Origin of the sequence: Mycobacterium sp. B14F4, from assembly GCF_039871645.1 — a bacterium.
Classification (GTDB): domain Bacteria; phylum Actinomycetota; class Actinomycetes; order Mycobacteriales; family Mycobacteriaceae; genus Mycobacterium.
Genome location: NZ_JBDPMF010000002.1, coordinates 355,738 through 381,866, shown reverse-complemented (window position 1 = coordinate 381,866; position 26,129 = coordinate 355,738). Strand labels below are relative to the sequence as shown.

At 68.1% G+C, this 26,129-nt stretch carries 28 protein-coding genes and 1 tRNA gene; 19 read left to right on the top strand and 10 right to left on the bottom strand.

What is annotated here, in order from left to right:
* Positions 1-2: 2 nt before the first annotated feature.
* Genes ABGB19_RS07020 through ABGB19_RS06980 form a run of 9 tightly spaced genes read left to right on the top strand, consistent with a single transcriptional unit; the run spans position 3 to position 11,105 of the window.
* Positions 3-920, top strand: coding sequence for an acyl-CoA dehydrogenase family protein (locus ABGB19_RS07020; protein WP_347685156.1), 918 nt, complete (start codon positions 3-5; stop codon positions 918-920).
* Complete coding sequence (locus ABGB19_RS07015; RefSeq protein ID WP_347685155.1) at positions 917-1,837, top strand: Gfo/Idh/MocA family oxidoreductase; 921 nt, start codon at positions 917-919, stop codon at positions 1,835-1,837. Before ABGB19_RS07020 ends, ABGB19_RS07015 begins: the two co-directional genes overlap by 4 nt.
* Positions 1,834-3,012: an acyl-CoA dehydrogenase family protein gene (locus tag ABGB19_RS07010; protein WP_347685154.1), complete on the top strand. Its 1,179-nt coding sequence runs from the start codon at positions 1,834-1,836 to the stop codon at positions 3,010-3,012. The genes ABGB19_RS07015 and ABGB19_RS07010 overlap by 4 nt, the downstream gene beginning before the upstream one ends.
* Complete coding sequence (locus ABGB19_RS07005; protein WP_347685153.1) at positions 3,012-3,971, top strand: acyl-CoA dehydrogenase family protein; 960 nt, start codon at positions 3,012-3,014, stop codon at positions 3,969-3,971. The genes ABGB19_RS07010 and ABGB19_RS07005 overlap by 1 nt, the downstream gene beginning before the upstream one ends.
* Positions 3,972-3,991: 20 nt before the next feature.
* The gene (locus ABGB19_RS07000; RefSeq protein WP_347685152.1) at positions 3,992-5,704 is read left to right on the top strand and encodes a thiamine pyrophosphate-binding protein; all 1,713 of its coding nucleotides are present in this window, start codon (positions 3,992-3,994) and stop codon (positions 5,702-5,704) included.
* A gap of 27 nt (positions 5,705-5,731) precedes the next feature.
* Complete coding sequence (locus tag ABGB19_RS06995; RefSeq protein ID WP_347685151.1) at positions 5,732-7,171, top strand: aldehyde dehydrogenase family protein; 1,440 nt, start codon at positions 5,732-5,734, stop codon at positions 7,169-7,171.
* A gap of 17 nt (positions 7,172-7,188) precedes the next feature.
* Positions 7,189-8,172: an MDR family oxidoreductase gene (locus ABGB19_RS06990; RefSeq protein WP_347685150.1), complete on the top strand. Its 984-nt coding sequence runs from the start codon at positions 7,189-7,191 to the stop codon at positions 8,170-8,172.
* A 12-nt stretch (positions 8,173-8,184) separates the two neighbouring features.
* A complete protein-coding gene (locus tag ABGB19_RS06985; protein ID WP_347685149.1) occupies positions 8,185-9,384 on the top strand; it encodes a MaoC family dehydratase N-terminal domain-containing protein in 1,200 nt (399 codons plus the stop codon).
* A gap of 2 nt (positions 9,385-9,386) precedes the next feature.
* Positions 9,387-11,105 (top strand): class I adenylate-forming enzyme family protein, encoded by a 1,719-nt coding sequence (locus tag ABGB19_RS06980; protein WP_347685148.1) that lies wholly within the window; start codon positions 9,387-9,389, stop codon positions 11,103-11,105.
* On the opposite strand, the gene ABGB19_RS06975 is transcribed toward ABGB19_RS06980, so the two are convergent.
* Complete coding sequence (locus ABGB19_RS06975; protein WP_347685147.1) at positions 11,092-11,331, bottom strand: DUF1330 domain-containing protein; 240 nt, start codon at positions 11,329-11,331, stop codon at positions 11,092-11,094. The genes ABGB19_RS06980 and ABGB19_RS06975 overlap by 14 nt on opposite strands.
* Before the next feature lie 4 nt (positions 11,332-11,335).
* Here ABGB19_RS06975 and ABGB19_RS06970 point away from each other — a divergent pair, with 4 nt between their 5' ends.
* Positions 11,336-12,238: an amidohydrolase family protein gene (locus ABGB19_RS06970; RefSeq protein ID WP_347685146.1), complete on the top strand. Its 903-nt coding sequence runs from the start codon at positions 11,336-11,338 to the stop codon at positions 12,236-12,238.
* Here the strand turns inward: ABGB19_RS06970 and ABGB19_RS06965 are convergent.
* Positions 12,228-12,734 (bottom strand): DUF6448 family protein, encoded by a 507-nt coding sequence (locus tag ABGB19_RS06965; protein ID WP_347685145.1) that lies wholly within the window; start codon positions 12,732-12,734, stop codon positions 12,228-12,230. The two genes, ABGB19_RS06970 and ABGB19_RS06965, sit on opposite strands and share 11 nt — an antisense overlap.
* A gap of 160 nt (positions 12,735-12,894) precedes the next feature.
* Here ABGB19_RS06965 and ABGB19_RS06960 point away from each other — a divergent pair, with 160 nt between their 5' ends.
* Complete coding sequence (locus tag ABGB19_RS06960) at positions 12,895-13,677, top strand: VOC family protein (protein WP_347685651.1); 783 nt, start codon at positions 12,895-12,897, stop codon at positions 13,675-13,677.
* On the opposite strand, the gene ABGB19_RS06955 is transcribed toward ABGB19_RS06960, so the two are convergent.
* Positions 13,652-15,349, bottom strand: coding sequence for an NAD-binding protein (locus ABGB19_RS06955; RefSeq protein WP_347685144.1), 1,698 nt, complete (start codon positions 15,347-15,349; stop codon positions 13,652-13,654). The two genes, ABGB19_RS06960 and ABGB19_RS06955, sit on opposite strands and share 26 nt — an antisense overlap.
* A 38-nt stretch (positions 15,350-15,387) precedes the next feature.
* Complete coding sequence (locus ABGB19_RS06950) at positions 15,388-16,044, bottom strand: SDR family oxidoreductase (protein ID WP_347685143.1); 657 nt, start codon at positions 16,042-16,044, stop codon at positions 15,388-15,390.
* A gap of 107 nt (positions 16,045-16,151) precedes the next feature.
* Between ABGB19_RS06950 and ABGB19_RS06945 the strand changes: the two genes are divergently transcribed.
* Positions 16,152-16,526 carry a S4 domain-containing protein gene (locus tag ABGB19_RS06945; protein ID WP_347685142.1) on the top strand — a complete coding sequence of 125 codons (375 nt, stop codon included), beginning with the start codon at positions 16,152-16,154 and terminating at the stop codon, positions 16,524-16,526.
* A gap of 16 nt (positions 16,527-16,542) precedes the next feature.
* Positions 16,543-17,265 (top strand): 3-keto-5-aminohexanoate cleavage protein, encoded by a 723-nt coding sequence (locus ABGB19_RS06940; protein ID WP_347685141.1) that lies wholly within the window; start codon positions 16,543-16,545, stop codon positions 17,263-17,265.
* Here the strand turns inward: ABGB19_RS06940 and ABGB19_RS06935 are convergent.
* On the bottom strand, positions 17,255-17,701 hold the full coding sequence (locus tag ABGB19_RS06935; RefSeq protein WP_347685140.1) for a cupin domain-containing protein: 447 nt from the start codon (positions 17,699-17,701) through the stop codon (positions 17,255-17,257). The genes ABGB19_RS06940 and ABGB19_RS06935 overlap by 11 nt on opposite strands.
* Positions 17,702-17,778: 77 nt before the next feature.
* On the opposite strand from ABGB19_RS06935, the gene ABGB19_RS06930 reads away from it, so the two are divergent.
* Positions 17,779-18,204 carry a hypothetical protein gene (locus ABGB19_RS06930; protein WP_347685139.1) on the top strand — a complete coding sequence of 142 codons (426 nt, stop codon included), beginning with the start codon at positions 17,779-17,781 and terminating at the stop codon, positions 18,202-18,204.
* Positions 18,201-18,806: a GNAT family N-acetyltransferase gene (locus ABGB19_RS06925; RefSeq protein ID WP_347685138.1), complete on the top strand. Its 606-nt coding sequence runs from the start codon at positions 18,201-18,203 to the stop codon at positions 18,804-18,806. The genes ABGB19_RS06930 and ABGB19_RS06925 overlap by 4 nt, the downstream gene beginning before the upstream one ends.
* Positions 18,807-18,809: 3 nt before the next feature.
* On the opposite strand, the gene ABGB19_RS06920 is transcribed toward ABGB19_RS06925, so the two are convergent.
* From ABGB19_RS06920 to ABGB19_RS06905, 4 genes are all read right to left on the bottom strand, one after another.
* Complete coding sequence (locus ABGB19_RS06920) at positions 18,810-19,259, bottom strand: Hsp20/alpha crystallin family protein (RefSeq protein WP_347685137.1); 450 nt, start codon at positions 19,257-19,259, stop codon at positions 18,810-18,812.
* A 106-nt stretch (positions 19,260-19,365) separates the two neighbouring features.
* Positions 19,366-20,223: a winged helix-turn-helix transcriptional regulator gene (locus ABGB19_RS06915; RefSeq protein WP_347685650.1), complete on the bottom strand. Its 858-nt coding sequence runs from the start codon at positions 20,221-20,223 to the stop codon at positions 19,366-19,368.
* Positions 20,224-20,256: 33 nt separating this feature from the next.
* Entirely contained in the window at positions 20,257-21,780 is a 1,524-nt protein-coding gene (locus ABGB19_RS06910; protein ID WP_347685136.1) for a carotenoid oxygenase family protein, read from the bottom strand.
* The gene (locus ABGB19_RS06905) at positions 21,777-22,997 is read right to left on the bottom strand and encodes an acetyl-CoA acetyltransferase (protein ID WP_347685135.1); all 1,221 of its coding nucleotides are present in this window, start codon (positions 22,995-22,997) and stop codon (positions 21,777-21,779) included. Before ABGB19_RS06905 ends, ABGB19_RS06910 begins: the two co-directional genes overlap by 4 nt.
* Positions 22,998-23,195: 198 nt before the next feature.
* Here ABGB19_RS06905 and ABGB19_RS06900 point away from each other — a divergent pair, with 198 nt between their 5' ends.
* Positions 23,196-23,885, top strand: a complete 690-nt coding sequence (locus ABGB19_RS06900; RefSeq protein ID WP_347685134.1) for a GAF and ANTAR domain-containing protein — start codon at positions 23,196-23,198, stop codon at positions 23,883-23,885.
* Between the two features lie 361 nt (positions 23,886-24,246).
* On the opposite strand, the gene ABGB19_RS06895 is transcribed toward ABGB19_RS06900, so the two are convergent.
* Positions 24,247-24,319, bottom strand: a tRNA-Arg gene (locus ABGB19_RS06895).
* Positions 24,320-24,550: 231 nt separating this feature from the next.
* Here ABGB19_RS06895 and ABGB19_RS06890 point away from each other — a divergent pair.
* From ABGB19_RS06890 to ABGB19_RS06880, 3 genes are all read left to right on the top strand, one after another.
* Positions 24,551-24,778 (top strand): hypothetical protein, encoded by a 228-nt coding sequence (locus tag ABGB19_RS06890; RefSeq protein WP_347685133.1) that lies wholly within the window; start codon positions 24,551-24,553, stop codon positions 24,776-24,778.
* Positions 24,779-24,916: 138 nt separating this feature from the next.
* The gene (locus tag ABGB19_RS06885; protein ID WP_347685132.1) at positions 24,917-25,642 is read left to right on the top strand and encodes a hypothetical protein; all 726 of its coding nucleotides are present in this window, start codon (positions 24,917-24,919) and stop codon (positions 25,640-25,642) included.
* Positions 25,643-25,664: 22 nt separating this feature from the next.
* Positions 25,665-26,126 carry a hypothetical protein gene (locus tag ABGB19_RS06880; RefSeq protein WP_347685131.1) on the top strand — a complete coding sequence of 154 codons (462 nt, stop codon included), beginning with the start codon at positions 25,665-25,667 and terminating at the stop codon, positions 26,124-26,126.
* Positions 26,127-26,129 lie beyond the last annotated feature (3 nt).

Sequence of the window (26,129 nt, the reverse complement as noted above, 5' to 3'; positions counted from 1 at the left end):
AGATGATTCTTGACCTGTCCGACGACGCCAAAGAATATGGGCGTCAGGCACTCCGGGCGTTCGAGGCGGCCGGTGGCGACGGGTTGGTGCAGCAGGCCGAGGCCAAGCCCGGTGACCGGGAGTCGCTGGTCGGTCCGGTCCTCGAGGGGCTCGGCGCATGGGAGCTCGATCCCCGCACCGACGCCGACGGGCTGGAAGCCGCCGCGGCGCTGTGCCGCAGCGCCGGATACTGGGCGACGCCCTATCCCATCGCCGAGCGTCTCGCCGCGCCGGTCGATCTCGGCACCGACGGTCTGCTGGTCGTGGCGGGCAAACGGCCCGCCGCCGCGGTCGGCGGAATCGAAAGACGCTGGACCGCGGTCACTCTCGACGGTGTGCGCAGCACCGCCTCGGCAGACGGTCCAACCAGCCCGGGCTTCGTCACTGAACTGGCACTGTCGCACCTCGACGACGCCGGCGCCGCGGACGTCGCACTCGGGCTGGCGTTGCCGTGCTGGACGCTGCTCGGCATGCTCGACCGCGCGATCGAGTTGACCGTCGCGCACGTCGGCCTGCGCAAGCAGTTCGGGCAGCCGCTGTCGTCGTTCCAGGGCGTGCAGTTCCAGCTGACCGATGCCGAAGTCGAGCGCAGCGGGCTCGACATTCTCGCCAAGTACTCGCTGTGGAGCATCGCCTCCGGCCGCGCCGAGGCGCTCAACGACGCGCTGGCACTGCGAATGTCGGCGATCGAGGCGGCCGAGGTCGTGTTCCGGGTGTGTCACCAACTTCACGGCGCCGTGGGATTCTGCGATGAGACGACCCTGTCGTGGCTGTCGCGCTACAGCCAGCCGCTGCGCCGGCTTCCGCTGGGGCTGTCGGCGACCCGCGACGAGCTGACCCGCAGGGCGGGCAGCGCCGGGCTGACGGGTTTGTACGCATGAGGGTGGCGGTGATCGGAACCGGGTTCGGCCAGCACGCGGCCGCGCCCGCCTACGCGGGCCTCGGCTTCGACGTCGAGGTGGTCAGCCCTCGCGACGAGGCCGCGGTCAAGACGGCGCTGGCCTCGGACGTCGACCTGGTTTCGGTGCACTCACCGCCGTTCCTGCACCTCCAGCACGTGATGCGCGCGATCGAGCACGGTCGCGCGGTGCTGTGCGACAAGCCTTTCGGCCGCAACGCCGAGGAAGCCGTAGCCATGCGGGACAAGGCGCGTGACGCCGGGATCCCGAACTTCCTGAACTTCGAGTTCCGGTTCAACGAGTCGTGGGCACGGCTCAAGGAGCTGGCCGACGCCGGCGCGATCGGCACCCCTCGCCACCTGAGTTGGAGCTTCTTCGGCAGCGGGCTGCGCGGGCGCAAGCCCGGCTGGATCAACGACCGCGAACTCGGCGGCGGCTGGATCGGCGCCTACGGCTCGCACCTGATCGACTTCACCCGCCATCTGTTCGGCAGCGAGATCGCCGACTGCGGCGGCGTGACTCGCACCGACCTTCCCGGCGCGACCGCCGAAGACGCATACTCGGCCTGGTTCGCGATGGCCAACGGCGGCACCGCGACCCACGACACCGGCTTCGCCGCCGCGGTGCCGTCACCGCCGTCGGCCACGCTGATCGGCAGTGAGGGCACCATCGAGTTGACGGCCGACACCACGCTTGTGGTGCGACTGGCCGGAGCCGACCCGGAGACGGCCGAGTTCGCGCCACCGCCGCGGCGGTCACCACCGCCCGCGCTGGCCACGTTCTTCGCCGAGGTCGCCGAGGCGCTGCGCACCGGCACGCGGATCGCGCCGTCGTTCGACGACGGGGTGGCCGTCGCGCAGGTCATGGACCGGCTGCGGGCAACGGCGGTGCACGCGTGAGCGTGGAGGAGTTTCGGCTACACGTCCGCGACTGGTGTGCCGCCCATGTGCCGAAGGACTGGCGCGCCGACCAGACCGGCACGAGCGACGAGCAGTTCGTCGCGTTCCAGAAGGCGTGGTTCGCCGAACTGCACAGCGCCGGATTCGCGGTGCCGCACTGGCCCACCGAGTGGGGCGGTGGTCTCCCGGTGGCCGAGCAGGTGGTGTTGTACCAGGAACTCGCGGCGCACGATGCGCCGCGCCTGGTGCTCGCGTTCGTCGGCATCCACCACGCGGCGTCGACCCTGTTGGTCGCGGGCACCGAGGAACAGCGCCGCCGGCACCTGCCCGCCATCCTCGACGGCGAGATCTGGGTGCAGGGGTTCTCCGAACCCGAGGCCGGGTCCGACCTGGCAAGCCTGCGCACCACCGCGCGCCGCGACGGCGACACCTACATCGTCAACGGCCAGAAGCTCTGGGCCAGCGGCGCCATGCACGCCGATTGGTGCCTGCTGCTGGCCCGCACCGACCCGAATGCGCCGAAGCGCTCAGGTGCCCGGAAAAGCGCTGGCATCTCGTACTTCCTGCTCGACATGACCACGCCGGGCGTCGAGGTGCGGCCCATCCGCAACGCGATCGGCGACTCGCACTTCTGCGAGATCTTCCTCAACGACGTGGCGATCCCCGAAGCCAACCTGATCGGCGAGGAGAATGCCGGATGGCAGGTCGCGCAGGCCACGCTGGGCGCCGAGCGCGGAATGACGATGCTCGAACTCGCCGAACGCCTCGGCAATGCCGGGTTCCGGTGGCTGGTGCAGAGCGCCCCCGTCGACGACCCCGTCGTCGCCGACCGGCTCGCGCAGTTCGAGATCGAGATCACCGGGCTGCGAGGCCTGTGCCGGAAGGTGGTCGAAGACCACGAGAACGGGTCGACGGGTCCGGCGGACGCCTCGATCGTCAAGCTGTACTACAGCGAACTGCTGCAGCGGATGACCGACTTCGGCGCCGAGGTCGGGGGGCTGGCGGCGCAGACCGAGTTGGCCAAGCCGATGTCGAGCGGCTGGGAGTCGGGGGCCTGGGTGCTGGACTTCATCGGCTCGTGGGAGTGGACGATTCCCGGTGGGGCCAGCGAGATCCAGCGCACCATCATCGGCGAGCGGGGCCTCGGCCTGCCGCGGGAACCGAGCAGTGTGTGATGGCCCCAGAAGGCGCGGAGTTCACCGAGTTCCACGACGAGTTACGCTCGGTCGCAGGCGATCTGCTTGCCAAGGACCGCACCGTGGAGTGGCCGGTCCTGGTGGACGCCGGCTGGGTCGGACTTGAGGTGCCCGAGCGGTTCGGCGGCGCGGGCGCCTCGTTCGCCGAGACCGCGGTCATCTGCGAAGAACTCGGGCGCGCAGCCAGCGCCACCAGCTTCCTGGGCAGCGCTGTGCTCGCCGTCGGCGCGCTGAACGCATTGCAGCGCAGCGAGACTCGGGACCGGCTGCTCGCCGACGTCGCCCGTGGCGCGGTCCGCCTGGCCGTCGCGGTCGAGCCGTACGCGTTCGTGCCCGACGCCGAGGGTGCCGATCAGGTGCTGATCGTCTCCGAGGAGGGCGTCGGCCTGGCCACCCCGACCGTCACTGCGCAACCGGTCGTCGACGAGACCCGCGTGCTGGCCGCGGTGCCGCCCGACGCGCACGTCACCGAGACGCTGCCCTTCGCCGACGACAACTCGGTGCAGCGACTGCTCGACCGCGCCGCGGTGGCGATCGCCTGCGACAGCCTCGGGGTGGCCGAGGCGATGCTGTCCGCCACCGTCGGCTACGCCAAGGTGCGCCACCAGTTCGGCAGGCCGATCGGCTCCTTCCAGGCCGTCAAACACGCCTGCGCGGACATGGCCGTCAGCATCGCCGTGTCCCGGCAACTCGTGAGCGCCGCGACACAGGCCATCGCCGATGACCGCTCCGACGCCGGAACCGCGGCGTCGATGGCGAAATCGCACACCTGCGCCGCGGCCGTCGACATCGCGGGCAAGGCCATGCAACTGCACGGCGGCATCGGCTACACGTGGGAGAGCGGCATCCACGTCTACCTCAAGCGCGCCACGCTCAACCGTTCGCTGTTCGGATCGCCGGCAGCCCATCGCCAACGACTAGCACAACGCTATCTATAGACAACACAAGGAGTTTCACAGTGGGCGTACCCGTTTACAAGCGCATTCTCGACCTCTTCGAGGCCGAGGGTGTCAACACGCTGTTCGGCATTCCGGATCCCAACTTCGTGCACATGTTCACCGAGGCCGAGGCGCGCGGCTGGTCGGTCGTCGCCCCGCACCACGAGCTCAGTGCCGGCTTCATGGCCGAAGCGGCGTCCCGAATGACGGGCAAGCCGGGTCTGTGCATCGGAACCCTGGGACCGGGCGTTGCGAATATCGCGGGGGCGATGATGTGCGCACTGGTGGAGAACTCGCCGGTGATCTTCCTCGGCGGCCAGCGGGCACGCATCACCGAGCGCCGGGTGCGTCGCGGCCGGATCCAATTCGTGCAGCAGGAGGGCTTGTTCGCGCCGTCGGTCAAGTACAGCAGCTCCATCGAGTACGCCGACCAGACCGACGAGATCATCCACGAGGCGATCCGCCGCGCGATGTCCGGCACCCCGGGCCCGGCCTATGTCGAGTTTCCGTCGCACGTGATCCTCGAAGAGCTCGACCTTCCGGAAGTGTTGCCGCCGAACAAGTATCGCCTTGTCAACCAGGGCGCTGGGGAGCGGGAGGTCGCCGAGGCCGCCAAGCTGATCCGCGAGGCGCAGAGTCCGATCCTGCTCGTCGGCCACGGCGTGCACACCTCCCGCACCCAGCAGGAGGTCAAGGAGCTGGCTGAGCTGATGGCCTGCCCGGTCATCCAGACCTCCGGCGGCACGTCGTTCATCCCGGGGTTGGAGGAGCGCACGTTCCCCTACCTGTTCTCTCCGGCCGCCAACCGGGCAGTCGAGGAATCGGACCTGTGCGTCGCACTGGGCACGGAGCTCGGCGAGCCCATGCACTACGGCCGGACCCAGCACTGGGCCGGCAATGATGCCAACCGCAAATGGGTTTACGTCGAGCAGGACCCGACGGCCATCGGTGTCAACCGCACCTTCGACGTACCGCTGGTCGGCGACCTGCGCGGCGTGGTGCCGCAACTCGTGGCGGCGCTACGCGACACCCCGCGCACCTCGTCGCCCAACCTCGAGACCCTGGTCAAGGCCGACGCCGAGGAACTCGCGCAACTCGCCGAGAGTGCACCGTCGGGGCGTTCACCGATCCACCCGGCGCGCTACGTCGTCGAGGCGACCAAGGCGTTCAAGGAGCTCGAGGACGGCATCATGGTCCGCGACGGCGGCGCGACCGTGATCTTCCAGTGGACGTACTCGCAGTCCAAGCCGCGCGACGTGATCTGGAACCAGAACTTCGGTCACCTCGGCACCGGCCTGCCGTACGCCGTCGGCGCCTCGGTCGCCGAGGGCGGCAAGCGTCCGGTCATGTTGCTGACCAGCGACTCGGCCTTCCTGTTCCACATTGCGGAGTTGGAGACGGCGGCCCGGCAGAACCTGCCGCTGGTGTGCGTGGTGGGCGTCGACCACCAGTGGGGCCTGGAGGTCGGCGTGTACAAGCGCACCTTCACCCAGCCGTCCCCGCAACCCGGCGTGCACTGGAGCAAGGACGTCCGGATGGACAAGGTCGCCGAGGGCTTCGGCTGCCACGGCGAGTACGTCGAGAAGGAGGACGAGATCGGCCCGGCGATCGCCCGCGCCTACGCGAGCGGCAAAGTCGGCGTGGTGCACGTGTGCATCGACCCGAAGGCCAACTCCGAGGAGATGCCCAAGTACGACCGGTTTCGGACCTGGTATGCAGAAGGTACCCAGTAGTGGCCGTCGATAGGGAAGGCTCGAGCCATGCGTGAATATCTGAAGTTCTATATCGACGGCCAGTGGGTCGACCCGATCCGGCCCAACAGCCTGGAGGTCGACAACCCGACCACCGAGGAGGTGTCCGGCAGGATTGCGATCGGGTCCGCGGCCGACGTCGACGTCGCGGTGCAGGCCGCGCGCCGGGCGTTCGCCACCTGGTCGCAGACCACGCGCGAGGAGCGCCTCGACGTGCTGCAGGCCATCATGGGCGAATACTCCAAGCGCGCCGGCGACCTCGCCGACGCGGTGACCGAGGAGATGGGCGCGCCCGCTTCGCTGGCGGCGGGCCCGCAGGTCAACCTCGGCCTGGGTCACCTGGCGACGGCCATCGACGCTCTGAAGAACTTCGAGTTCGAAGAGCAGCACGGCGCCACGCTGGTGGTCAAGGAGCCGATCGGGGTCTGCGGCCTGATCACGCCGTGGAACTGGCCGATCAACCAGATCGCCTGCAAGGTGTACCCCGCGCTGGCGACCGGTTGCACGATGATCCTCAAGCCGTCGGAGGTGGCGCCCTACTCGGCGCAGATCTTCACCGAGATCATCGATGCCGCAGGCGTTCCCGCCGGCGTCTACAACCTGGTGTACGGCGACGGTCCGGGTGTGGGCGCGGCGCTGTCGAGTCATCCCGACATCGACATGGTGTCGTTCACCGGGTCGACGCGGGCCGGGGTCGACGTGGCGAAGAACGCCGCGCTGACCGTCAAGCGCGTCACCCAGGAACTCGGCGGCAAGAGCCCGAACATCGTGCTCGACGACGACGACTTCGCCAAGAGCGTGGCGGCGGGCGTGTCGGTGATGATGATGAACAGCGGCCAGAGCTGCAATGCGCCGTCGCGGATGCTGGTGCCGAACTCGCGGATGGATGAGGCCATCGCGATCGCGCGCGAGACCGCGGGGGCGGTCAAGGTCGGCGACCCGAACGACAAGACCGCCATCGGCCCGGTCGCGTCCAAGGCGCAGTTCGACAAGATCCAGGGGCTGATCGCCAAGGGCATCGACGAGGGCGCCACTGTCGCCGTCGGCGGCTGCGGACGACCCGACGGCCTGGACAAGGGCTACTACGTCAAGCCGACAGTGTTCGCCAACGTCACCAACGACATGACCATCGCCCGTGAGGAGATCTTCGGGCCGGTGCTGTGCATCCTCGGCTACGACGACCTCGACCAGGCGCTCGAGATCGCCAACGACACCGAATACGGTCTGGCGGGCTATGTTTCGGGTGCAGACCTGGACAAGGCACGCGCTGTCGCACGCCGTATCCGGGCGGGCTCGGTCGCGATCAACCACGGCTTCGACATGAACGCCCCGTTCGGCGGCTACAAGCGCAGCGGCAACGGGCGCGAATGGGGCCACTTCGCCTTTGACGAGTTCCTGGAAGTCAAGGCCGCGCTGGGCTATGCGCCGGAGGCTGCGACTCAATCGTGAAAGGAAACTAGACACATATGTTTTCGGCGCTTCTCATCGAGAAGGACGACAATGGCCAGCACGTCGGGGTCACCAGTCTCGAGGAATCTCAACTTCCCGAGGGTGACGTCACCGTCGACGTCGAGTACTCGACGCTGAACTTCAAGGACGGCCTCGCCATCACCGGCAAGTCGCCGGTAGTCCGCAATTTCCCGATGGTGCCCGGTATCGACCTCGCAGGCGTGGTCACCGAGAGCTCGCACGCGGACTGGAAGGCCGGTGACCGCGTCGTGCTCAACGGCTGGGGCGTCGGCGAAACGCACTGGGGCGGTTTCGCGCAGCGCGCCCGGCTCAACGGCGACTGGCTCGTGCCCCTGCCGTCGAAGTTCACCGCCAAGCAGGCGATGGCGATCGGCACTGCAGGCTATACGGCGAGCCTGTGTGTCGACGCGCTGGTCGCCAACGGGGTGCGTCCGGACCAGGGCGAAGTCCTGGTGACCGGCGCCACCGGCGGTGTGGGCAGCATTGCGATCGCGCTGCTGGCCAAGGCCGGTTTCCAAGTCGCCGCGGCGACCGGCAAGTCCTCGGAGTCCGACTATCTCCAACAGTTGGGCGCCACTACGGTATTGGACCGCGCCGAGTTCGCCGACAAGGGCAAGCCCCTGCAGAAGGAACGCTGGGCGGGTGTCGTCGACGCGGTCGGCAGCCACACGCTCGCCAACGCGTGCGCCCAGACCCGGTACCGGGGGGCCGTCGCGGCGTGCGGCCTGGCCCAGGGTATGGACTTCCCGGCGAGCGTGGCCCCGTTCATCCTGCGAGGTGTCGCGCTGCTCGGCATCGACAGCGTGATGGCGCCCAAGGAGCCGCGAATGGCCGCCTGGGAACGCCTCTCAGCCGACCTGGATCCGGCCGTGCTCGATTCGATCGCCGAGGAGGTCGGCCTGGCGGACGTGGTCGACGCCGCGGGCCGGCTCATGGACGGCAAGGTCCGGGGGCGCATCGTCGTCGACGTCAATCGCTGACAGGAGTTACAGGTGGCCGCGAAATCCGCGAAATCACAAGGCGTCGAACTGGATCTGAGCGACGTCGATCACCGCGTCGGCAAACCGATCGGCGGCGGCCAGTTGTGGGACCCCTGCAGCTCCTCCGACATCCGCCGGTGGGTCATGGCGATGGACTACCCGAACCCGCTGCACTGGGACGAGAAGTTCGCACGCGAATCGAAGTACGGCGGCCTCGTCGCTCCGCAGTCGATCGCGGTGGCTCTCGACTACGGCCACGGTGCCGCGCCCGCGTGCGTCGGCCATATCCCCAACAGCCACTTGATCTTCGGCGGGGAGGAGTGGTGGTTCTACGGTTGTCCGATCCGGCCGGGTGATCAGTTGTTCCAGGACCGCCGTTTCCACGACTACAAAGTGGTGGAAACAAAATTCGCGGGTCCGACGATGTTTTCGCGAGGTGACACCGTGCACAGAAATCAGCACGGGACCCTGGTGGCCCGCGAGCGTTCGACCGCCATCCGATACCTCTACGAAGAGGCCATCAAGCGCGGCATGTTCGAAAGCCAGCTCGGAGAGATCAAACGCTGGACGCAGCAGGAGCTGGAGGAAGTCGACAGGCTGCGCCGCGAGTGGTTGGAGTCCAACCGCACGGGCATTGCTCCACGGTTCGACGAGGTGAAGGTCGGCGACACGTTGCCGCGCAGGGTGATCGGCCCGCACAGCATCGCGAGCTTCACCACGGAGTACCGCGCGTTCCTCTTCAACATCTGGGGCACCTTCCGCTGGGTCGCACCCGAGGGCGTCGAGGATCCGTGGGTCTACCAGGATCCCGGCTGGGGCAAGGACTTCGCCTTCGACGAGGAAGACGCGATGATCGACCCCCGCAAGCGCGACGGACTCTACGTCGGCCCGTCCCGCGGCCACATCGACGCCGACCGCGCAAGCGAGGTCGGCATGGCCCGCGCCTACGGCTACGGCGCGACGATGGGCGCCTGGTGTACCGATTACCTCGCCTACTGGGCGGGTCACGAGGGCCTGGTGCGTCACACCAAGGCCGACTTCCGCAATCCCGCCTTCGAGGGTGACGTCACCTACTTCGATGCCGAGATCGTCGGCAAGGAAGCCGAATCGACGTGGGGTGTGCCGCTCGTCGCGGTGAAGCTGCGCCTGACAAACCAGAACGGCGAGGAGCTGGTGAAGTGCACGGCCGAGGTCGAACTCCCTCTGGTGTAGGCATGGCCGGCGAAGCAGTCACTCAAGCCTCGCGACCACTCTCGCTTGTCTCGGGTCCGCCGCTCGCCGAGGAGCCGGGGCTCGGATCGCTCACGCTGCCGGGATTTCTGCGCGAAGTGACGACGATGTACCGCGACCGTGAGGCGATAGCGTTCCCGGACTCCGATGGCGTCACGCGCTGGACCTACGACGAACTCTGGGACCGCGCAACCGAGGTGGCGCGGGCGCTGCGGGCATGCGGGGTAGGCAAAGGCGCCCGCGTCGGGGTGCTGATGACCAACCGGCCCGAATGGATCTCGGCGGTGTTCGGCATCTCGATCGCCGGTGGCGTGGCCGTCACCCTGAGCACCTTCTCGACAGCCCCAGAGCTCGATCATCTCCTCCAGGCGTCCTGCGTCTCGATCCTGCTGTTCGAGCGGAGCGTGCTGCAAAAGGATTTCGCGTCCGCGCTGACCGACCTCGAACCGGCGATCACCGGCGCGACGCCCGGAGGTCTTGAATCCGCGAGGTTTCCGTACCTACGCCGGCTCTTCATGATCGGACAGCCCGCGCCCGGTATCGACACATGGGACGACTTCCTGGCGCTGGGCGCGCACGAGCCGCGGGAGCTGGTCGAGGCGACGGCCGCGGCAGTTCAGCCCAGCGATGCCGCATTGCTGTTCTTCTCGTCAGGATCGACGAGCAAGCCGAAGGGCATCCTGAGCGCACACCGCGGTGTCTGCATCCAGATGTGGCGATTCCGGCGCCTCTACCGATTCGGGCCGGAGGACAACGTGCGCTGCTGGTCCGCCAACGGCTTTTTCTGGTCCGGCAACTTCGCCATGTCGCTCGGCTCCACGCTCGCCGCCGGCGGCGCTCTCGTGCTGCAACCCACTTTCGTCGCCGACCAGGCGCTGGAGTTGATGGCCGCCGAGCGCGTGAACTTCCCGTTCGCCTGGCCGCATCAGTGGGCGCAGCTCGAAGGCGCGACCAACTGGGCGAGGGTCGATCTGAGCAGCATGCGATTCGTCGACTACAAGACGCCGGTCGCGCGCCATCCGACGGTGTCGACCAAGTGGTTCGAGCCGGGCCACGCCTACGGCAACACCGAAACCTTCACGATCACAACGAATTACCCCGCGAACACACCGCCGGAGGTCCACGCCGGGAGCAGTGGCGTGCCGCTGCCAGGGGTGACCCTCAAGATCGTGGATCCCCTGACCGGGCGCATCGTCGCGCGGGGCGAGCGTGGGGAGATCTGCGTGAAGGGACCGACGTTGATGCTGGGCTACGTCGGCACGCCGCTCGACGAGACCCTGGACGCCGAAGGATTCCTGTGCACCGGCGACGGTGGGTACCTCGATGACGAGGGGCGGCTGTACTGGGAGGGCAGGCTCACCGACATCATCAAGACCGGTGGCGCCAACGTCTCGCCGCGTGAAGTCGACGAGACACTGAATCAGTATGCCGGGGTCAAAGTGACCCAGACTGTCGGTGTGCCGCACGAGACGTTGGGCGAGATCGTCGTCTCCTGCGTCGTACCGCATGAGGGCGTGAGTCTAAATGCCGAGGAGATCCGCACGTTCTTGGCTCAACGCCTGGCCAGTTACAAAGTGCCGCGCCGCGTGCTGTTCTTCCGCGAAGACGAGGTCGCGCTCACCGGCACCGCCAAGATCAAGTCCAGTGATCTCCAGCAGATGGCAAGCAAGCGATTACAGGGATCTCCCGTCACACAGGCTTGAGCAGCGGCCGCAGATCGTCCAGGCGGTCGAACAGGTGCCAGATGTACGACGACGACCCGTCCTCCCGATGCGCGTGCAGGTCGGCGAGGTCGGGGTCGTTGCAGCAGCCGTCGAGGGCGTCCTTCGAGTCCGCCTGCTTGGCCACCTCTTGAGGGGAGCGCTTCGAGTAGGCGAGGTACTCGCCGCGATTTGCGATGTCCAACAGGGTCAGCGCATATACCGTCACGTAGGTGACGGTACGCGGCGAGAAATACACCTACGGCATCGATTTCGACCGCATCGCGGCTATCGACATCCACACCCATGTCGAGATCGACGCCCACGGGCACAAGGCCTACGCCGACGAACTCGTCGAGGCGACCGAGAAGTACTTCAAGATGCCGCCAGGCGCGACGGCCGGCGTGGACGCGATCGCCGACCTGTACCGCAGGCACAACACCGCCGCGGTGGTGTTCACCCTCGACGCGCGCACCGCGATGCGGCACGCGCCGAACTCCATCGAGGATCTCGTCGCCGGCGCGGCGCGCAACAACGACGTGCTGATCCCGTTCGGCAGCGTCGACCCGTGGCATGAGCGTCGCGCCGTGCACCGCGTGCACGAACTCGTCCGCGACTACGGGGTCAAGGGATTCAAGTTCCACCCCAGCATGCAGGCCTTCGAACCGAACGATCGCCGGTTCTATCCCATCTACGAGGCGATCGCCGAGGCCGGTGTGCCGGCGCTGTTCCACACCGGACAGACCGGCATGGGGTCCGGGCTGCCCGGCGGGCACCGCATCAAGCTGCGCTACTCGGACCCGATGCTGCTCGACGACGTCGCCGCCGACTTCGGTGAGTTGACGATCGTGATGGCGCATCCGGCCGTGCCGTGGGTGGATTCGCAGATCGCCGTCGCGACGCACAAGGCGAACGTCTACATCGACCTGTCCGGCTGGAGCCCGAAGTACTTCCCGCCGCAGCTGGTGCACGCGGCCAATCGTCAGCTGCGCACGAAGGTGCTGTTCGGCACCGACTTCCCGTACATCCAGATCGACCGATGGCGACGCGACTTCGAGGCGCTCGACATCGACCCCGCCGTGGTTCCGCTGATCTACAAGCAGAACGCGATGCGGGTGCTGGGCGTCACTTCTTAGCGCCGTGGGAGTGCGGTTCGGCCATCACCTGGCGGTAGACGTGGTGCGACCAAACCTGTAGACCCAGCGCCGATTCGACGTACGACCGGGCCGCGCTGACACCCTCGCCCGCATGCGCCTTGAGCGCCATGGCCGTACCGTGACGCTGCTGGACTTCGGAGCGCACCGCCGAGCACAGCACGTCGACGAGCTCGTCGGCGGAGCCGGACTCCAGCGCGCGCTCGGCGGCCGGAATCACAGGCCCGACATCGAGACTCGCCGGTTTGAGACCGGTGAACGGCGCGCCCTCGCCGGCGCGGTGCACGCGGACGGCGGTCTCGAAGAACCAGCGATCCGCGACATCGCGCGCCTCGTCGCCGAGCGCGCGCACCTTGAGCGCGCGCTCGAACGCGTCGCGCACCTCCGCTTCGCCGTCGGCGTGGACGTAGGGCAGCACCTCGTCGACGGCGGCGGACTCGAGTGCGCGCCGAGCGGCGACCACCACCGGACCATCCATCGAATCGCAATGTGGAGGCATCGACCTCACCACCTTCCAGCGCCAGCATCGGCCTCGGCGAACGTGGGCCGCTAGGGGCTTTGGTCGGTTGTGCGATGAGTTTTGCCGGCGACGCCGGTCTGCCTCGGTGACCGACCCCCACCTGACGAAGGAGACCGTCGTGCCCGTCCGCAATTCCGCCCCTGTGGGCGCACCGATCTGGATCGACCTCGCGTCCTCCGACCTCGAGCGCTCGCAGGCCTTCTACGGCGCGGTGTTCGGCTGGACGTTCGAGTCCGCCGGCCCCGAGTACGGCGGCTACCTCAACGCCTTCTCCGGCGGCAGACCCGTCGCCGGCCTGATGCACAACGACCCGCAGTGGAACAGCCCGGACGGTTGGACCACCTACCTGCACACCGCCGACATGGCGGCCACGCTGGACAAGGCGATGGCGGCGGGCGCCTTTTCGTGCACGAGCCCGCCGGAGCCGATGGAGGTCAAGGACAAGGGCTTCATGGGCATGCTGTCCGACCCGGCCGGTGCGTTCTTCGGGCTGTGGCAGCCGACCGGGCACCGTGGGTTCGAGGTGGTCGACGAGCACGGGGCGCCGGTCTACTTCCAGCTCACCACCGGCGACTACGCCAAGGCGCGCGACTTCTACCGCCAGGTGTTCGGCTGGCAGCTCGAAACGGTGTCCGATACCGACGAGTTCCGTTACAGCACAGCTAATTTCGACGGCAAGGCCCTACTGGGCCTGATGGACGGCTCCCGCGACTTGGCCGAGGGTGCGCCGTCGAACTGGTCCTTTTTCCTCGGTGCCGACGACGTCGACAAGACCGTGCAGCTGGTGCTCGACAACGGCGGCAGCGTCCTTCGCGGTGCGGAGGACACGCCGTACGGCCGGCTCGCCGCGGTCGCGGACTGCACGGGCGCGGGCTTCAACCTGACGTCGCTGGACGACTAGACCCGGGCCGCCCGGCACCCTGTCCCATGCGCAGGGTGCCGAGCGCCTCGCGGTATGGGCCGACGAGGTAGACGCTGTCGCCCGCGGTGATGAGCACGTCGCGGCTCGGGTACAGGGTGGGCCGCCCGTGGTCGCGGGTGATCCCGATGACCCGCGTTTCGAGCGGCAGATCCGCCGTCGTCACGCCGTCGAGTTCACTCCCCGCGTCGACCCGCGCGACGCCGACCATGAAGGAGTGTTGCCCGACGGAGAACGTGCTGAGCACCTGCAGTCCCATCGCCGCGCCGATGAACCACGGCGTCGCGAGGTCCACCGTGGAGCGGACCAGGTCGAAGCCGAAGCGCTGTCCGACGGCGTCGCCGAGGGCGCGGTCGAAGACCCGCATGACGATCGGGACGTCCTCGGCCGAGCCGAGCACCTCCCGCAGCACGATGCCGGTCTCGATGTTGACCATGTCGTCGTCGGTCATCACGGCGACGGCGCGGGCCGCCCGCACGTGCGCCGACTCCAACGTCTGGCGCAGCGTGGCGTCGCCGAAGATCACCGGGATCCGTTGCTCGGCAATCGCGGCGAGGTAGCGGTTCTCCTCGTTGAGTTCCACTACGGCGACGTCATGGCCCGCCGCTTTCAGCATGCTCGCCACCCTGACGCCGAAGGACCCGAGCCCGACGATGACGAAGTGCCTGCGCAGGTGGCCGATCTTATGCCGGCTCGTCGAGCGTCCCAGCCGGCGCGACAGCAGGACGTCGGCGATGAACGCAATCACGATCGCGGTGGTGAAGAGCCCCGCGAACATCATCACGATGCCCCACAGCCGCAACCAGGTCGGCTGCTCGAGAAAATTGAAATCGCCGTAACCGACCGTGGCGATCGTCTCGGTTGAGAAGTACAGCGCGTCGATCCAGTCCATCCCGGGGTGCTGGTAGGTGAAGCGCAGGATCACGCTCGAGCCGAGCAGCAGGGCGCCCGCCGCCGCGAGCGCCCGGTAGAACGTGGGGTTGACGTCGTCGCGGAAGGCCCGCACCGAGTCCAGCATCCGGACGAAGACATTGCGGTGCACGTGCGTGCTGGGCAACGCTGTCGGCACGTCGATGTGCTGCGCGGCCAGCTCGTCCAGCGTCCCGATCATCGCCGTCCAGTCGCCGCGACGCACCTCGAGGTCGCGGCCGGGACACGTGGTCACCGCGCCCGGAGTATCGGAGTTCTCGCCGCCGATGACGGCCACGGGAGCCAGATCGCCGTAAAGCTCGCGCAGCGTGGCGTCGCGCGACGCCTCGGTGCCCGAGACGACGAACTCGATGCCGTCCACTCCGAGGATCGTGTGCGTGGTTCTGGTGAGGCACGCCTCGACGACCGACGGCGCGGCCAGGTCGGCGACGTCGAGTATCGCGCCCGGGCCGTTGTTCTCGGCCATCGCCTGCCGGATGACCGTGTTGGCGACCCTGGCGACCACCCGGGTCGTCGGGTTCGCCTGGCGCGCGAGCAACGCGACTTCGAGGTTGACCGCGTCGTCGTCGTCGACGCAGACGATCGACTCCGCCTCGGTCACGCCCGCCGCCATGAGCTCGTCGGCCGACCGCAGCGTCACCACCGTCATGCCCGCGTGGGTCAACTCCTCGGCGATGCGCACAGCCAGCGCATCGCCGCCGCACACGATGATGTGGCCCTGCATGCCCGCAAAGGCTACTAAGAAATCCCTCGCCGTAAGAGCTAGGCGGTCATCAGATAGTCGGCCCGGCCGACGAAGACGATGCGCGACGGGTTCGCGGTGTTGGCCGCGCTTACCACCGCTGCGGGGAAGGTGCCGTCGGTCATGTCGCCGGAGACGACGGTGAAATGGACACCGGCCCGGTCGAACTCCGAACGCATTGCGTACAGCGCGGTTTCGCCGGCCCGCTTGCTCGCGGCAACGGCGGTGCAGCCCTTCGGCACGGCCTTGTCGGGGAAGAAATGGGCCTGGTGGCTGGTGACGAAGACGATGTGGCCGCCGGCCGGCATCAGCGGTACGGCCATCAGCGCGAGGTGCCGTTGGGCATCGCGATTGACCCGCATCGCGTAACCGGGGTCGGCGCCCTGTCGCAGACCGCCCGATGCGGTGAGGATCAAGGCGTCCAACCGCCCGAAGCGGGCCGCGATGGCGTCGATCATCGCCCGAGACTCGGGTTCGTCGGAGATGTCGGCGCGGAACGTCGACGCGTGGCCGCCCGCGTCACGGATGGCCTGCGCGGTCGATTCCGCGCGGTCGGACCTCTCGCGGTAGCTGACGATGACGTGGGTGTCGTCGTTGGCGAGGAGTCGCGCGACCTCCGCGCCGACACCCCTCGAGCCGCCGGTGACCAGGACGATCCGTTCAGGTGCTTGGTGCATGTCGGATTCCTTCCGTCGCGCCGCGTGCGATCCGCAACCCACCGTACACCAATTTTTAAGAAAAATAAGACATAGATAAGGTCACAATAAGGTACGTGTTCGGGTGCATGATCGATGGCGTGGAGTCGACCCGGGTGGACCGATGGCTGTGGTCGGTCCGGTTGGTGAAGACCCGGCCGGATGCGGCCGAGGCATGCCGGGGCGGACACGTGCGGGTCAACGGCCGCCCCGCCAAGCCGGCCACCATGGTGTCGCCCGGCGACGAGGTGCGGGCCCGGGTCGGCCAGACCACGCGCGTCGTCGAAGTGGTGCGGGTGATCCAGAAGCGGGTGGGTGCGGCCGATGCGGTGACGTGCTTTCTCGATCGGACGCCGAGATCGGCACCGACGGAGGTGATCCCCGTCGCCGCGCGCGAGCGCGGTGCGGGCAGGCCGACGAAGCGGGACCGCCGGCGGCTGGACAGGCTGCGCGCTGGCCGGTAGCTGCGATGATTGGCCCATGGCCGCGAGGATCTACGTCAAGGCGTGCATCAACGGCGCCCGTACCCCTGATCAGCACCCCGGCCTCCCGGTCACCCCACAGCAGTTGGCCGCCGCCGCGATAGGAGCCCATCAGGCCGGGGCGCAGGCCGTGCACATGCATCCCAAGACCGCCGACGGCGTGGACTCGCTGCAACCCGATGCGGTCGACGCCGCGGTCTCGGCCGTGCGCCACGCCCTGCCGGGGCTGCCGCTCGGGGTGACGACGGGCTACTGGGCGCTGCCGGACGAACGCGAACGTCGCCGCGCCGTCGAGGGGTGGCGGGTGCTGCCCGACTTCGCATCGGTGAACTGGCACGAGCCGGGTGCGGAAGAGCTGGCCAAGGTGTTGCTCGACAGGGGTGTGGGCGTCGAGGCCGGCGTTTTCGACGCCGAAGCCGCCGAATCGTGGGCGGCCTCGGAGATCGCCGAGCACTGCCTGCGCGTGATGGTCGAGTTGCAGGCCGACGGTGACACCGCGACCGCCGACGACCTCCTGGCCCGGGTGCACGCCGCGGGCTCGCCGGCGCCCGTGCTGCTGCACGGCCTCGACGAAAGCTGTTGGCCGCTGCTGCGACACGCCGGCGTCCGCGGTGTGCAGACCCGCATCGGGTTGGAGGACACGCTGCGATTGCCGGACGGCTCCGCCGCGCCGGACAACGCGGCGCTGGTGTCGGCGGCCGTCGAGTTGCTCAGTCGGTAGAGGCGGCCAGCGCGAAGTCGGCGAAGTCGAAGCCGGGCACCACCACGCAGCTGACCAGGCTCGGCGCGTCGTCGCGGGGCCGGGCGCGCTGCCAGTGACCGGGCGGCACCACGAACTGCGGCTGCTCGCCGGCGAGGATATCCGCGCCGAGCAGATATGTTGTGGCACTGTGCTGTTCGGCCCCCGCCTCCAGCAGCAGCGGGCTGCCCGAATGCCATAGCCACAGCTCGGCGCTGCGCACCGTGTGCCAGGCCGACTGCTGTCCGGCCATCAGGAGGAACAGGATGGCCGTGCCCGCACTGCGCGGTCCGGTGTAGTCGGGCGGCAACGCGGACTGCGGCACGGTCAGGTCGCTGCGCCAGGTCTCCCGGTACCAGCCGCCCTCGGGGTGCGGCGCCAGGTCCAGGCGACGCGCCCAGCCCGGAAGTTCGGTCATCGGTGTACCGCCTTTTCGGTGTCGGACACTCCACAGTAGAGATCGGATCGCCCGGGCACACCCGATAGGCTTGAGCCATGTCGCGCCTCGATCCGGGATGGCTGGTCGCGCTCTGCGGGGCGATCGTCTCGGTGAGTGCCTGGCTGCCGTGGCTGACGGCGGGCGGCGGTCGCGTCAGCGCGATCGGCGGCGTCGTGGGCGAACTGCGCGGGCCGGCACCCGGGTTCGGGGTGGGCCAGTTGATCGTGCTGCTGGCATCGATGCTGATCGTCGCGGGGGCGATGGCCGCGCGGGGGCTCTCGCCCAAATTGGCTTCGTCTGTGGCGCTGGGCCTTTCGGTGCTGATGTTGGTGCTGACCGTGTGGTACTACCGACTCTACGTCTACTCACCGGTGTCGGCGGGCTACGGACTCTACCTCGGGGCCGCCGTGGGGGTGGCCGCAGTGCTGGCGTCGGTCTGGACGATGGTGGCCGCCTGGGCGACGGCCGCGCGAACGGCATGAGCGGATTCGTCGACCCGGTCAGCCTGGCCGGTGAGCGGTGGGTGGCGCTGGAACCCCTGCGCCGCGAGCATGTTTCGGAGATCGCCGCCGTAGCGGCCGACGGGGAGTTGGGACGCCTCTGGTTCACCGCGGCACCGGCGCCCGATGCCGTCGAACAGTGGGTCGACGGCCGATTGGCGGCCCAGGCTCCCGACCGCGGGTTGACGTTCGTGGTCCGAGGTCTCGACGGTGCGCTGATCGGGTCGTCGAGCTACCTCAATGTCGACGCGCGCAACCGGCGCCTCGAGATCGGCTACACCTGGTACGTGGCTTCCGCACGGCGCAGTGGGGTGAACTCCGAGACCAAGCTGCTGATGCTCGGCCATGCGTTCGATCAGTTGAACTGCGTGGCAACAGAATTCCGCACGCACTTCTTCAACTTCACCAGCCGCGCGGCGATCGAACGGCTGGGCGCCAAACAGGACGGCATCCTGCGCAGCCACCAGCTGCTGGACGACGGGTCGCGCCGCGACACCGTCGTCTACTCGATCCTCGACGTCGAATGGCCGGCCGTGCGGTCCAACCTGCGATTCCGGTTGGACCGCAACGGCCGAACCAGTTGACCGCTAGCCGGATTCGACGGTCGTCGTCTCGATCGAGCGCTGCCCGCCGCCATGGGCGACGTCGATCTTGCGCGGCTTGGCGCGCTCGGCCAGTGGGATGGTGACGGTGAGGACACCGTTCTCGTAGGTCGCCGAAATGGCTGACGCGTCAATGCCTTCGCCGAGGGACAGCTGCCTACGGTAGGTGCCGAAGAACCTCTCGTTGGCCAGCCACTGCACGCCGTCGTCCGAGCGCGGTGTGCGGTGGGCCGAGATGGTCAGCGTGCCGTTGTCGACGTTGACGTCCACCGAGCCGGGGTCGACGCCGGGCAGGTCGGCCGTCAGCACGTAGTGGTCGTCGATCTTGCACAGGTCCATCGGCATGAACCGGGGTGTGCGATTCGATCCGGTCTGGCTGGTCAGCAGGCCTCGGGTCAGAGCGTCAAGATCACTGAACGGGTCAAAGCGAAGCACAGCAATCCACCTCCTACGTCGAACAGGGCCCGCCACCCTGGCGGGCAGCCAAATCACTGTGCACCAGCGATGTTAGCACTCGACATCTGAGAGTGCCAGAATTTTTTCACTCGTTTCCGACGGCTGAGACGCCTGCTCCGCGCAGGCGCTCGTGGCACTGGTCGCACGTCAGCGCGGCGGTGAACGGGTGGCCGGAATGGGTCAGCAGCACGGCGGGCCCTTCGGGCGCCTCGTACCACCGCTGCGCCCACTGTGCGGCGGTCACCACGACTCCGAACAGGGCGCGCCCCTTCTCGGTGAGCAGGTACCGCGTACCGTCGCCGGCGAACACCCCGTTGGCGGTGAGGATCGCGAGCCGGTCCGCGACCGACCCCGGTGGCGCGCCGAGTTCGGTCTGGAACTCGGTGAACCGGCTCATGCCGACGAACGCTGCGACCAGCAACGCGAACCCCCAGCGGTTCCCCAGCACGCTCATCGTCTGGGGGAACACGCCCGCAGAGGCCTGCTGGTCGGCCTCCGAGCGCCTGCGGGTCGCGGCCGCCGGGACGGAGCGTGGCCAGGAGCCGCTCGGACCCCATTGCACGCCAACGTCTTTCTCGCTGACGACCACGCGACAGGACCGGCACGTGACCAGCGGTGCGAAGTCGCGGCCGCAGACGGCATGGTGCATCCGCGGCAGTCCCTCGGCGTGCTCGGGCACCCAGCGACGTTCCCAGTCCCAGATCGCCAGCAGCATCGGCCACAGCGATCTGCCGCGCGCCGTGACGACGTACTCGAAACGTGCCGGCCTGGGTTGGTACTCCCGACGGTCGAACAGGCCCTCGTCGGTCAGCGACCGCAGCCGCGCCGTCAGCACGGAGTTCGAGATGGGCAGTCGCGCCTTGAACTCGCCGAACCGCCGTGCGCCCAGCAGCGCCTGCTGGATGACGAGCAGCGTCCACTCGTCGCCCAGTATCCCGAGCATGCGGGCGACGGCGTTGGGCTGCGTGGACGCCACCTACAGGCCGATGGCAGCCGCCGCGGAGTCCGTCCGACGCCAGCGCCGCAGCTCCGAGCCGGCCGCCCAGGTCGAGTGGGTGCCGCTGGAGATCCGCTCGGGCAGAGGCAGTTTGCATACGGGGCCGTCGGCGACCCGGGCGGCGTCGAACACCAGGCAGTACGAGGCGTCGGCGGTCATGTCGGTGGTCAGCGTGACCAGGTAGCCGTCGTCTTCTGCGGCGACATGAGACCGCGGCGCCATGGCGGTCTCGCTGCCGTAGACGCCGTCGGGGAAGGCGAACCGCTCTTCGGTGCCGGTATGCAGGTCGTGCCTGACCAGGCCGTCGAACAGGAACCAGCCCGGCTTGCCGGTCGCGGCATAGGCGTAGCGGTAGGGGAGTCCGGCGTGGCCGCCGTTGATCATGCCGAACTCGGTGATGGTGTCGGTCAACTGCTCCTCGGTGGTCGCACCGGTGCGCAGGTTGAACCGCCACCGTCGCAGCCGGGTCTGCAGCCTGTCGAGGGCCAGGAACCGAAATGCCCTCTGCAACTTGCTGCCTGCGCCGGTGTCGATGGGCGAGGGGTCGCCTTCGAAGAAGCCGTCGAGGACGATCTCGTCGCCGTCCTCGTAGGCGTTGGTGAAGTGCAGCACGAAGGTGGGATCGGCCTCGAACCAGCGGATGTCGGTGACCCCGCCGCGGCGCGGGAGGACCGCGAAGCGCGACGGCATGTCGGGATGGAAGCCCGGCAGATGGATGTCGGCCTTCAGCAGTTCGGGATCCCAGAACATCGGGAAGTCGTTGAGGATCGCGTAGTTCTCGGTGAACGCCATGTCATGCGGCAGTCGCGGGCCCGGCAGCGGCACGTCGGTGAGGTGCACCAGGGTGTTCTGGTCGTCGACCACGCCGTAACGCAGGTACGGCGCCTCCTTGCTGTAGCTGAAGAACAACAGTTCGCCGGTGCGCTCGTCGACCTTGGGATGCGCCGAGACCCCCCAGTCGACGGGGAACCCGCCGCCCCAGTCCTCCTTGCCGAGCGTGTCGCCGGAGTACGGGTCGACCCGGTACAGGTCACCACACTGATAGAAGCTGGTCAGCGCGGTGCCACGGTGCACGACGACGTCGGTACTCGACGCGTCTTTCATCAACGTTCTTGCGCCCCAGCCATAATCGCGCCGGGCGAGCTGCACGGGCTCGGCCAGGCCCGGCCACAGCGGCCCGCCCGCGTCGTTCTCGGCCAAAAGACCGTCGGTGCGCACGAACCTGTTGCGGTAGAACGCCTTACCGTCGCGGAAGCCGACGATGTGCACCATGCCGTCGCCGTCGAACGGGTGATAGAACTTCAGCGCCGGGTGCAGCGGGTTCTCGGTGTTGCGCAGATAGACACCGTCCAGGTCGGTCGGGATCTCGCCCTCGACGGGCCTGAGGTCGTCGGCGTCCCACTCGGTGTTCTGCGGCCGCCAGGGTCCGGTGCGGTAGGGGTGGTCGTCGTCGGGCAGGGTCGAGAGGAACTTGCCGACGATCTCGACGTTGGCGCCTGTCATTCTTCTGCTCCTCGCACGACGAAGCTGACGGTGGTGGCGGTGCTGCCGCCGAAGTTCAACGTGCCGAATGTTTTTGCGCCCTCGACCTGGTAGTCGCCTGCCCCGCCGCTGACCTGTTTGGCCGCGTCGAGCAGCATCCGGATGCCGGAGGCGCCGACGGGATGGCCGCCGCCGATCAACCCGCCGCTGGGGTTGATCGGGAGCCGGCCGCCGATCTCGATCTCGTTGTTCTCGACGGCCTTCCACGATTCGCCGGGTCCGGTGAGGCCGATGTGGTCGATCGCGAGGTACTCGCTCGGCGTGAAGCAATCGTGCACCTCGAAGCCGTCGATGTCGTCGAGGCGTACGCGCGCCCGGTCGAGCGCGTCGAGCACCGCCCGTCGCACATGCGGCAGGACGTACGGGTCGTCGGCGGCGCGGTCGAGTTTCTGCCGCAGGCCCAGGCCCACCGTGCGGTGGCCCCACCCCTCGATGCGCCCGATCGGCCGCATGCCGGGATGTTCGGCCACGAACTCGTCGGTCGCCAGCACGATCCCCGCGCCGCCGTCGGTCATCTGGCTGCAGTCGAACCGCCGCAACCGGCCCTCGATCACCGGGTTGACGGCGTCGTCGTCGGTCAGGGGGTCGGGCACGGTCCACCCGCGGGTCTGCGCGTTGGGGTTGGCCTTGGCGTTGGCGAAGTTCAGCGCGGCGATGGCCCGCAGGTGCGCCTCGTCGAGACCGTAGCGGCGGTCGTACTCGTCGGCGACTCGGTCGAACATGTACGACCACATGAACGTCGCGTCGGCGCCCTCGTGGCCGGTCCATGCGGCGGCGCCGAGGTACCGGGCGGCGGTGTCGCCGGGCACCGTCTTCTCCAGTTCGATACCGACAACCAGCGCCGACCGGTATGCACCGGAGCGCAGATCGGCGATGGCCGCCAGGACGGCGACGCCGCCCGATGCGCAGGCGGCCTCGTGACGAGTGGCCGGCGCGTCCCACAGCCCCTCGTGCACGGTGGCGGGCATGGCGCCCAGATGCGCCTGCGCGGCGAACAGTTCCCCGAAGGCGTTCGCGACGTGCACCACGTCCACCTCCGCGGCGTCGACCCGGGCCGCCGCCAGGGTGCACTCGACGACCTCGGCGGTCAGACCGGCGACGTCGCGGCCCTCGCGGGTGAGGTTGCGAGCGAAGTCGCTCTGGTACCCGCCGAGAATCCAGACGTTGGCATCGGCCATGCCGCGGACTCTACTACAACTAAGAGAGTGACTGTCGCGAACCGGCACGGTCGGCCCCGCCGGCTCTTGGTCTGAACCGACGAGACCTCGGCACGCGTAGTGGTCGACCGCCACGCGCGCCTGCCGAGTGCAGTGCCCACTGCTTAGAAAGGGCAAACAATCGGTTACCGCGTGCCGGGATAGGGAAGACTCCACGGCATGACGGAGTCGCAGAACGTCGACTTGGCTCAGCGGATGGCGGAGTTGGCCAGGTCCGCCGCTGCGCCCCGGACGGTCGAGGAGGTCCTCGAAGACGTCACCGCCACGGCCCAGGAGTTGATCCCCGGCGTCGACACCGCCGGAGTCCTGTTGCTGGCCAGGGGAGGGAAGTTCGAATCGCTCGCGGGCACCTCCGATGTTCCGCATCGACTCGACGAACTCCAGGTGAAATTCGACGAGGGGCCCTGCCTGCAGGCGGCGGTCGATGATCTGATCGTGCGCACCGACGACTTCCGGGAAGAGACGCGCTGGCCCCAGTACGCGGCGGCCTGCGTCGAGATGGGTGTGCTGTCCGGCCTGTCGTTCAAGCTGTACACCAGCTCACGTACGGCCGGTGCGCTGAACTTGTTCGCGTACAAGCCGAAGGCCTTCACCGCTGCCGACGAGACCATCGGCGTGATCCTCGCCGCGCATGCCGCGGCGGCACTGTTGGCCAGCCGGCAGAGCGAACAACTGGAGTCGGCGCTGTCGACCAGGGATCGCATCGGCCAGGCCAAGGGCATCATCATGGAGCGCTACGGCGTCGACGACGTCCGCGCGTTCGACATGCTCAAGCAGTTGTCGCAGGACAGCAACACCAAGCTGACCGATATCGCCCAGCGCGTCATCGACACGCGAAACGAGAAGTAACACAACGATATTGACGTTGGCGTTGAATAGTCGCGGCGCGGAACGTGGCGAAACGCCGGATTCGTCGCCCCGTGTGCTCGTCCTACTCTTTGCTTGCCGGCCCGCCGCCGACGACCTCCCGGTGGCGGGCCGCAACTATTCGCCGGCAATTGTCGCCCGCGCCGTTTTGGCTCCGGTGGATGTGGGAACGCGGCGAAAAGCGTCAGCGCTGAGATCGGTCACGTTTCACCGTGCGCTGGCGTAGGCGGCCGACGGTGGTGACCCGGGTAGTTCAGCAGCGAGCTTTGGGCCGTCGGCCGCCGCACCATCGCACAGTCTACCTGACGCGCGCGTCAATGATGCACGATCGATGCGAAATACGTGCCCCCGGCAGGATTCGAACCTGCGACACCGGCTTTAGGAGAGCCGTGCTCTATCCCCTGAGCTACGAGGGCGCCGAGGTTGCCGACGCGGCGGGTGTGAGTCTAGCGGGCCCAGCGAGGGCCACGCGACGCTCGGCCGGGCGGACACCGCTACCGTGCGCGACAACGACGCAGAGGTACGCAGAGGTAGTAGCCGAGCTAACTGGCGGCAAAGTGGCGTAGTGGACTACTCGCGTCCGCATGCGGCTGCCGTCGGATACTGAGTCGCACATCGAAACGCATTCCTTGGTGGAGGAGGCCACGATGAAAACCGCAGCCCGCCGTCCCTGGGTGTTGTTGGCGGCAGGCGTGGCCGTTGCTGCGGTCGGCGGACAGGTCTCGCACGTGTCCATCGTCCCGCAGGCGCTCGCCGACCGGGTCGTCAGCGTCAATGAGCTCTGCAACGCCTACAAACCCGGCTACGTCCCCATGCTCGCGGGCTTCACACTTGGCGCGGTCTATTGCAGCGCACCCGGCACCATCCCGTTGTAGGGCCTCAGCGACAGCACCGACGGATATGTGAAGCCCGGGACGCTTCCCGGGTTGCCACCGGGGGCGTACAAGGTCAATCCATTCGATCCGTTCAGCGCGTGGGTGATCCCGGGCTAGCTGCGCCAAGAGGAGGCCCCGATGAGCACCACTGCTACCCGCAAGTGCATTGCCCGGACCGCGGTGGTCGCGACCGCGACCTGTGTGGGAGTGCTCACGTTCGCCACCCCGGCAGCCGCGGACCAACGGATGCTGCTCAGTGACTACATCATCTCCAAGTGTCGAGGGGGCAATGACTGCGACATGGTCCAGCTGCCCTTCGCCGCTGAAACCGCTTCACAGACCGTCCAATTCAGCAACTCCCCGAGCAATCCAGGCAATGACTGCGCCAAGGCGGTAGCCGAATTCTTCCTGGATGGCCAGCGGTTGCAGAGCCGCCTTGTAGGGCCCAACTGGGAGCAACCCGCGTTCACCATCAACGCCGCTCCCGGAAAACACGCCCTGGGCGTGCGCATCATCAGCCAGAGTGACTGCAAGACAGGAAATGCGGGCTCCTATACGGCACACCTGAGGGTGTGGGAGGACGTCACACCCGCCGCGCCACCGGCCCAACAGGCGCCCGCTCCCAAACAGGGACCGTTGGTCTCCGGCGAGCCCGGACTCACCGGCGTCACGTTCCACGTCACGGACCGCAGCGGTGTCGCGTCCCAGTGCACGTACTCGTCGGAGGGGTACACAGACAGCTTCGGCTTGCCCGCCAACGGCTCCTTCGACTTGTTCGTTCCCGCTGTCCGGTTGTTCAAGACCAGGACCGGCACGATCACGTGTGACAACGGCACGAGCACCAACACGTCCGTCTTCTACTGAGGGTCCGATGTCAGGAGTGAGCATGAAACGCAACTACCGGTTGTTCGCCGCCGCCACGGCGACAGGCCTGATCGGTTTCCTCGCGGTCTCGCCATCCGCGCAGGCGTACCCGTTCGCATCCGGGTGCGACAAGTACGCCTTCAACGGGGAGTTTCGAGCCAGGGGCAACAACTGGACGGTGACGTTCAATTCGAACGGAGAGTACGCCAGCGGCCCGGCCGTGGTCAGATTCGACGACGGTGGCCAGGTTTCCGGACACGTGGTGTCGGGCCGGATCCTCGGGACAGCCATCGACTTCAATATCCTGTGGCACGACAAGCCGAACAACAACTGGTACTTCCGCGGCGATGTCCGTGACGGAAACGCGCAGGGTAGCCAGAGCACGCAGTTCCGCGGCCAAGGCACGAACTGGCTCGGCCAAACTCCGCTTGCCTGCGCAACGCCCCCGCCCGCACCCTCGGGACCGGTTCCGGGCCTGCGCTGAGCG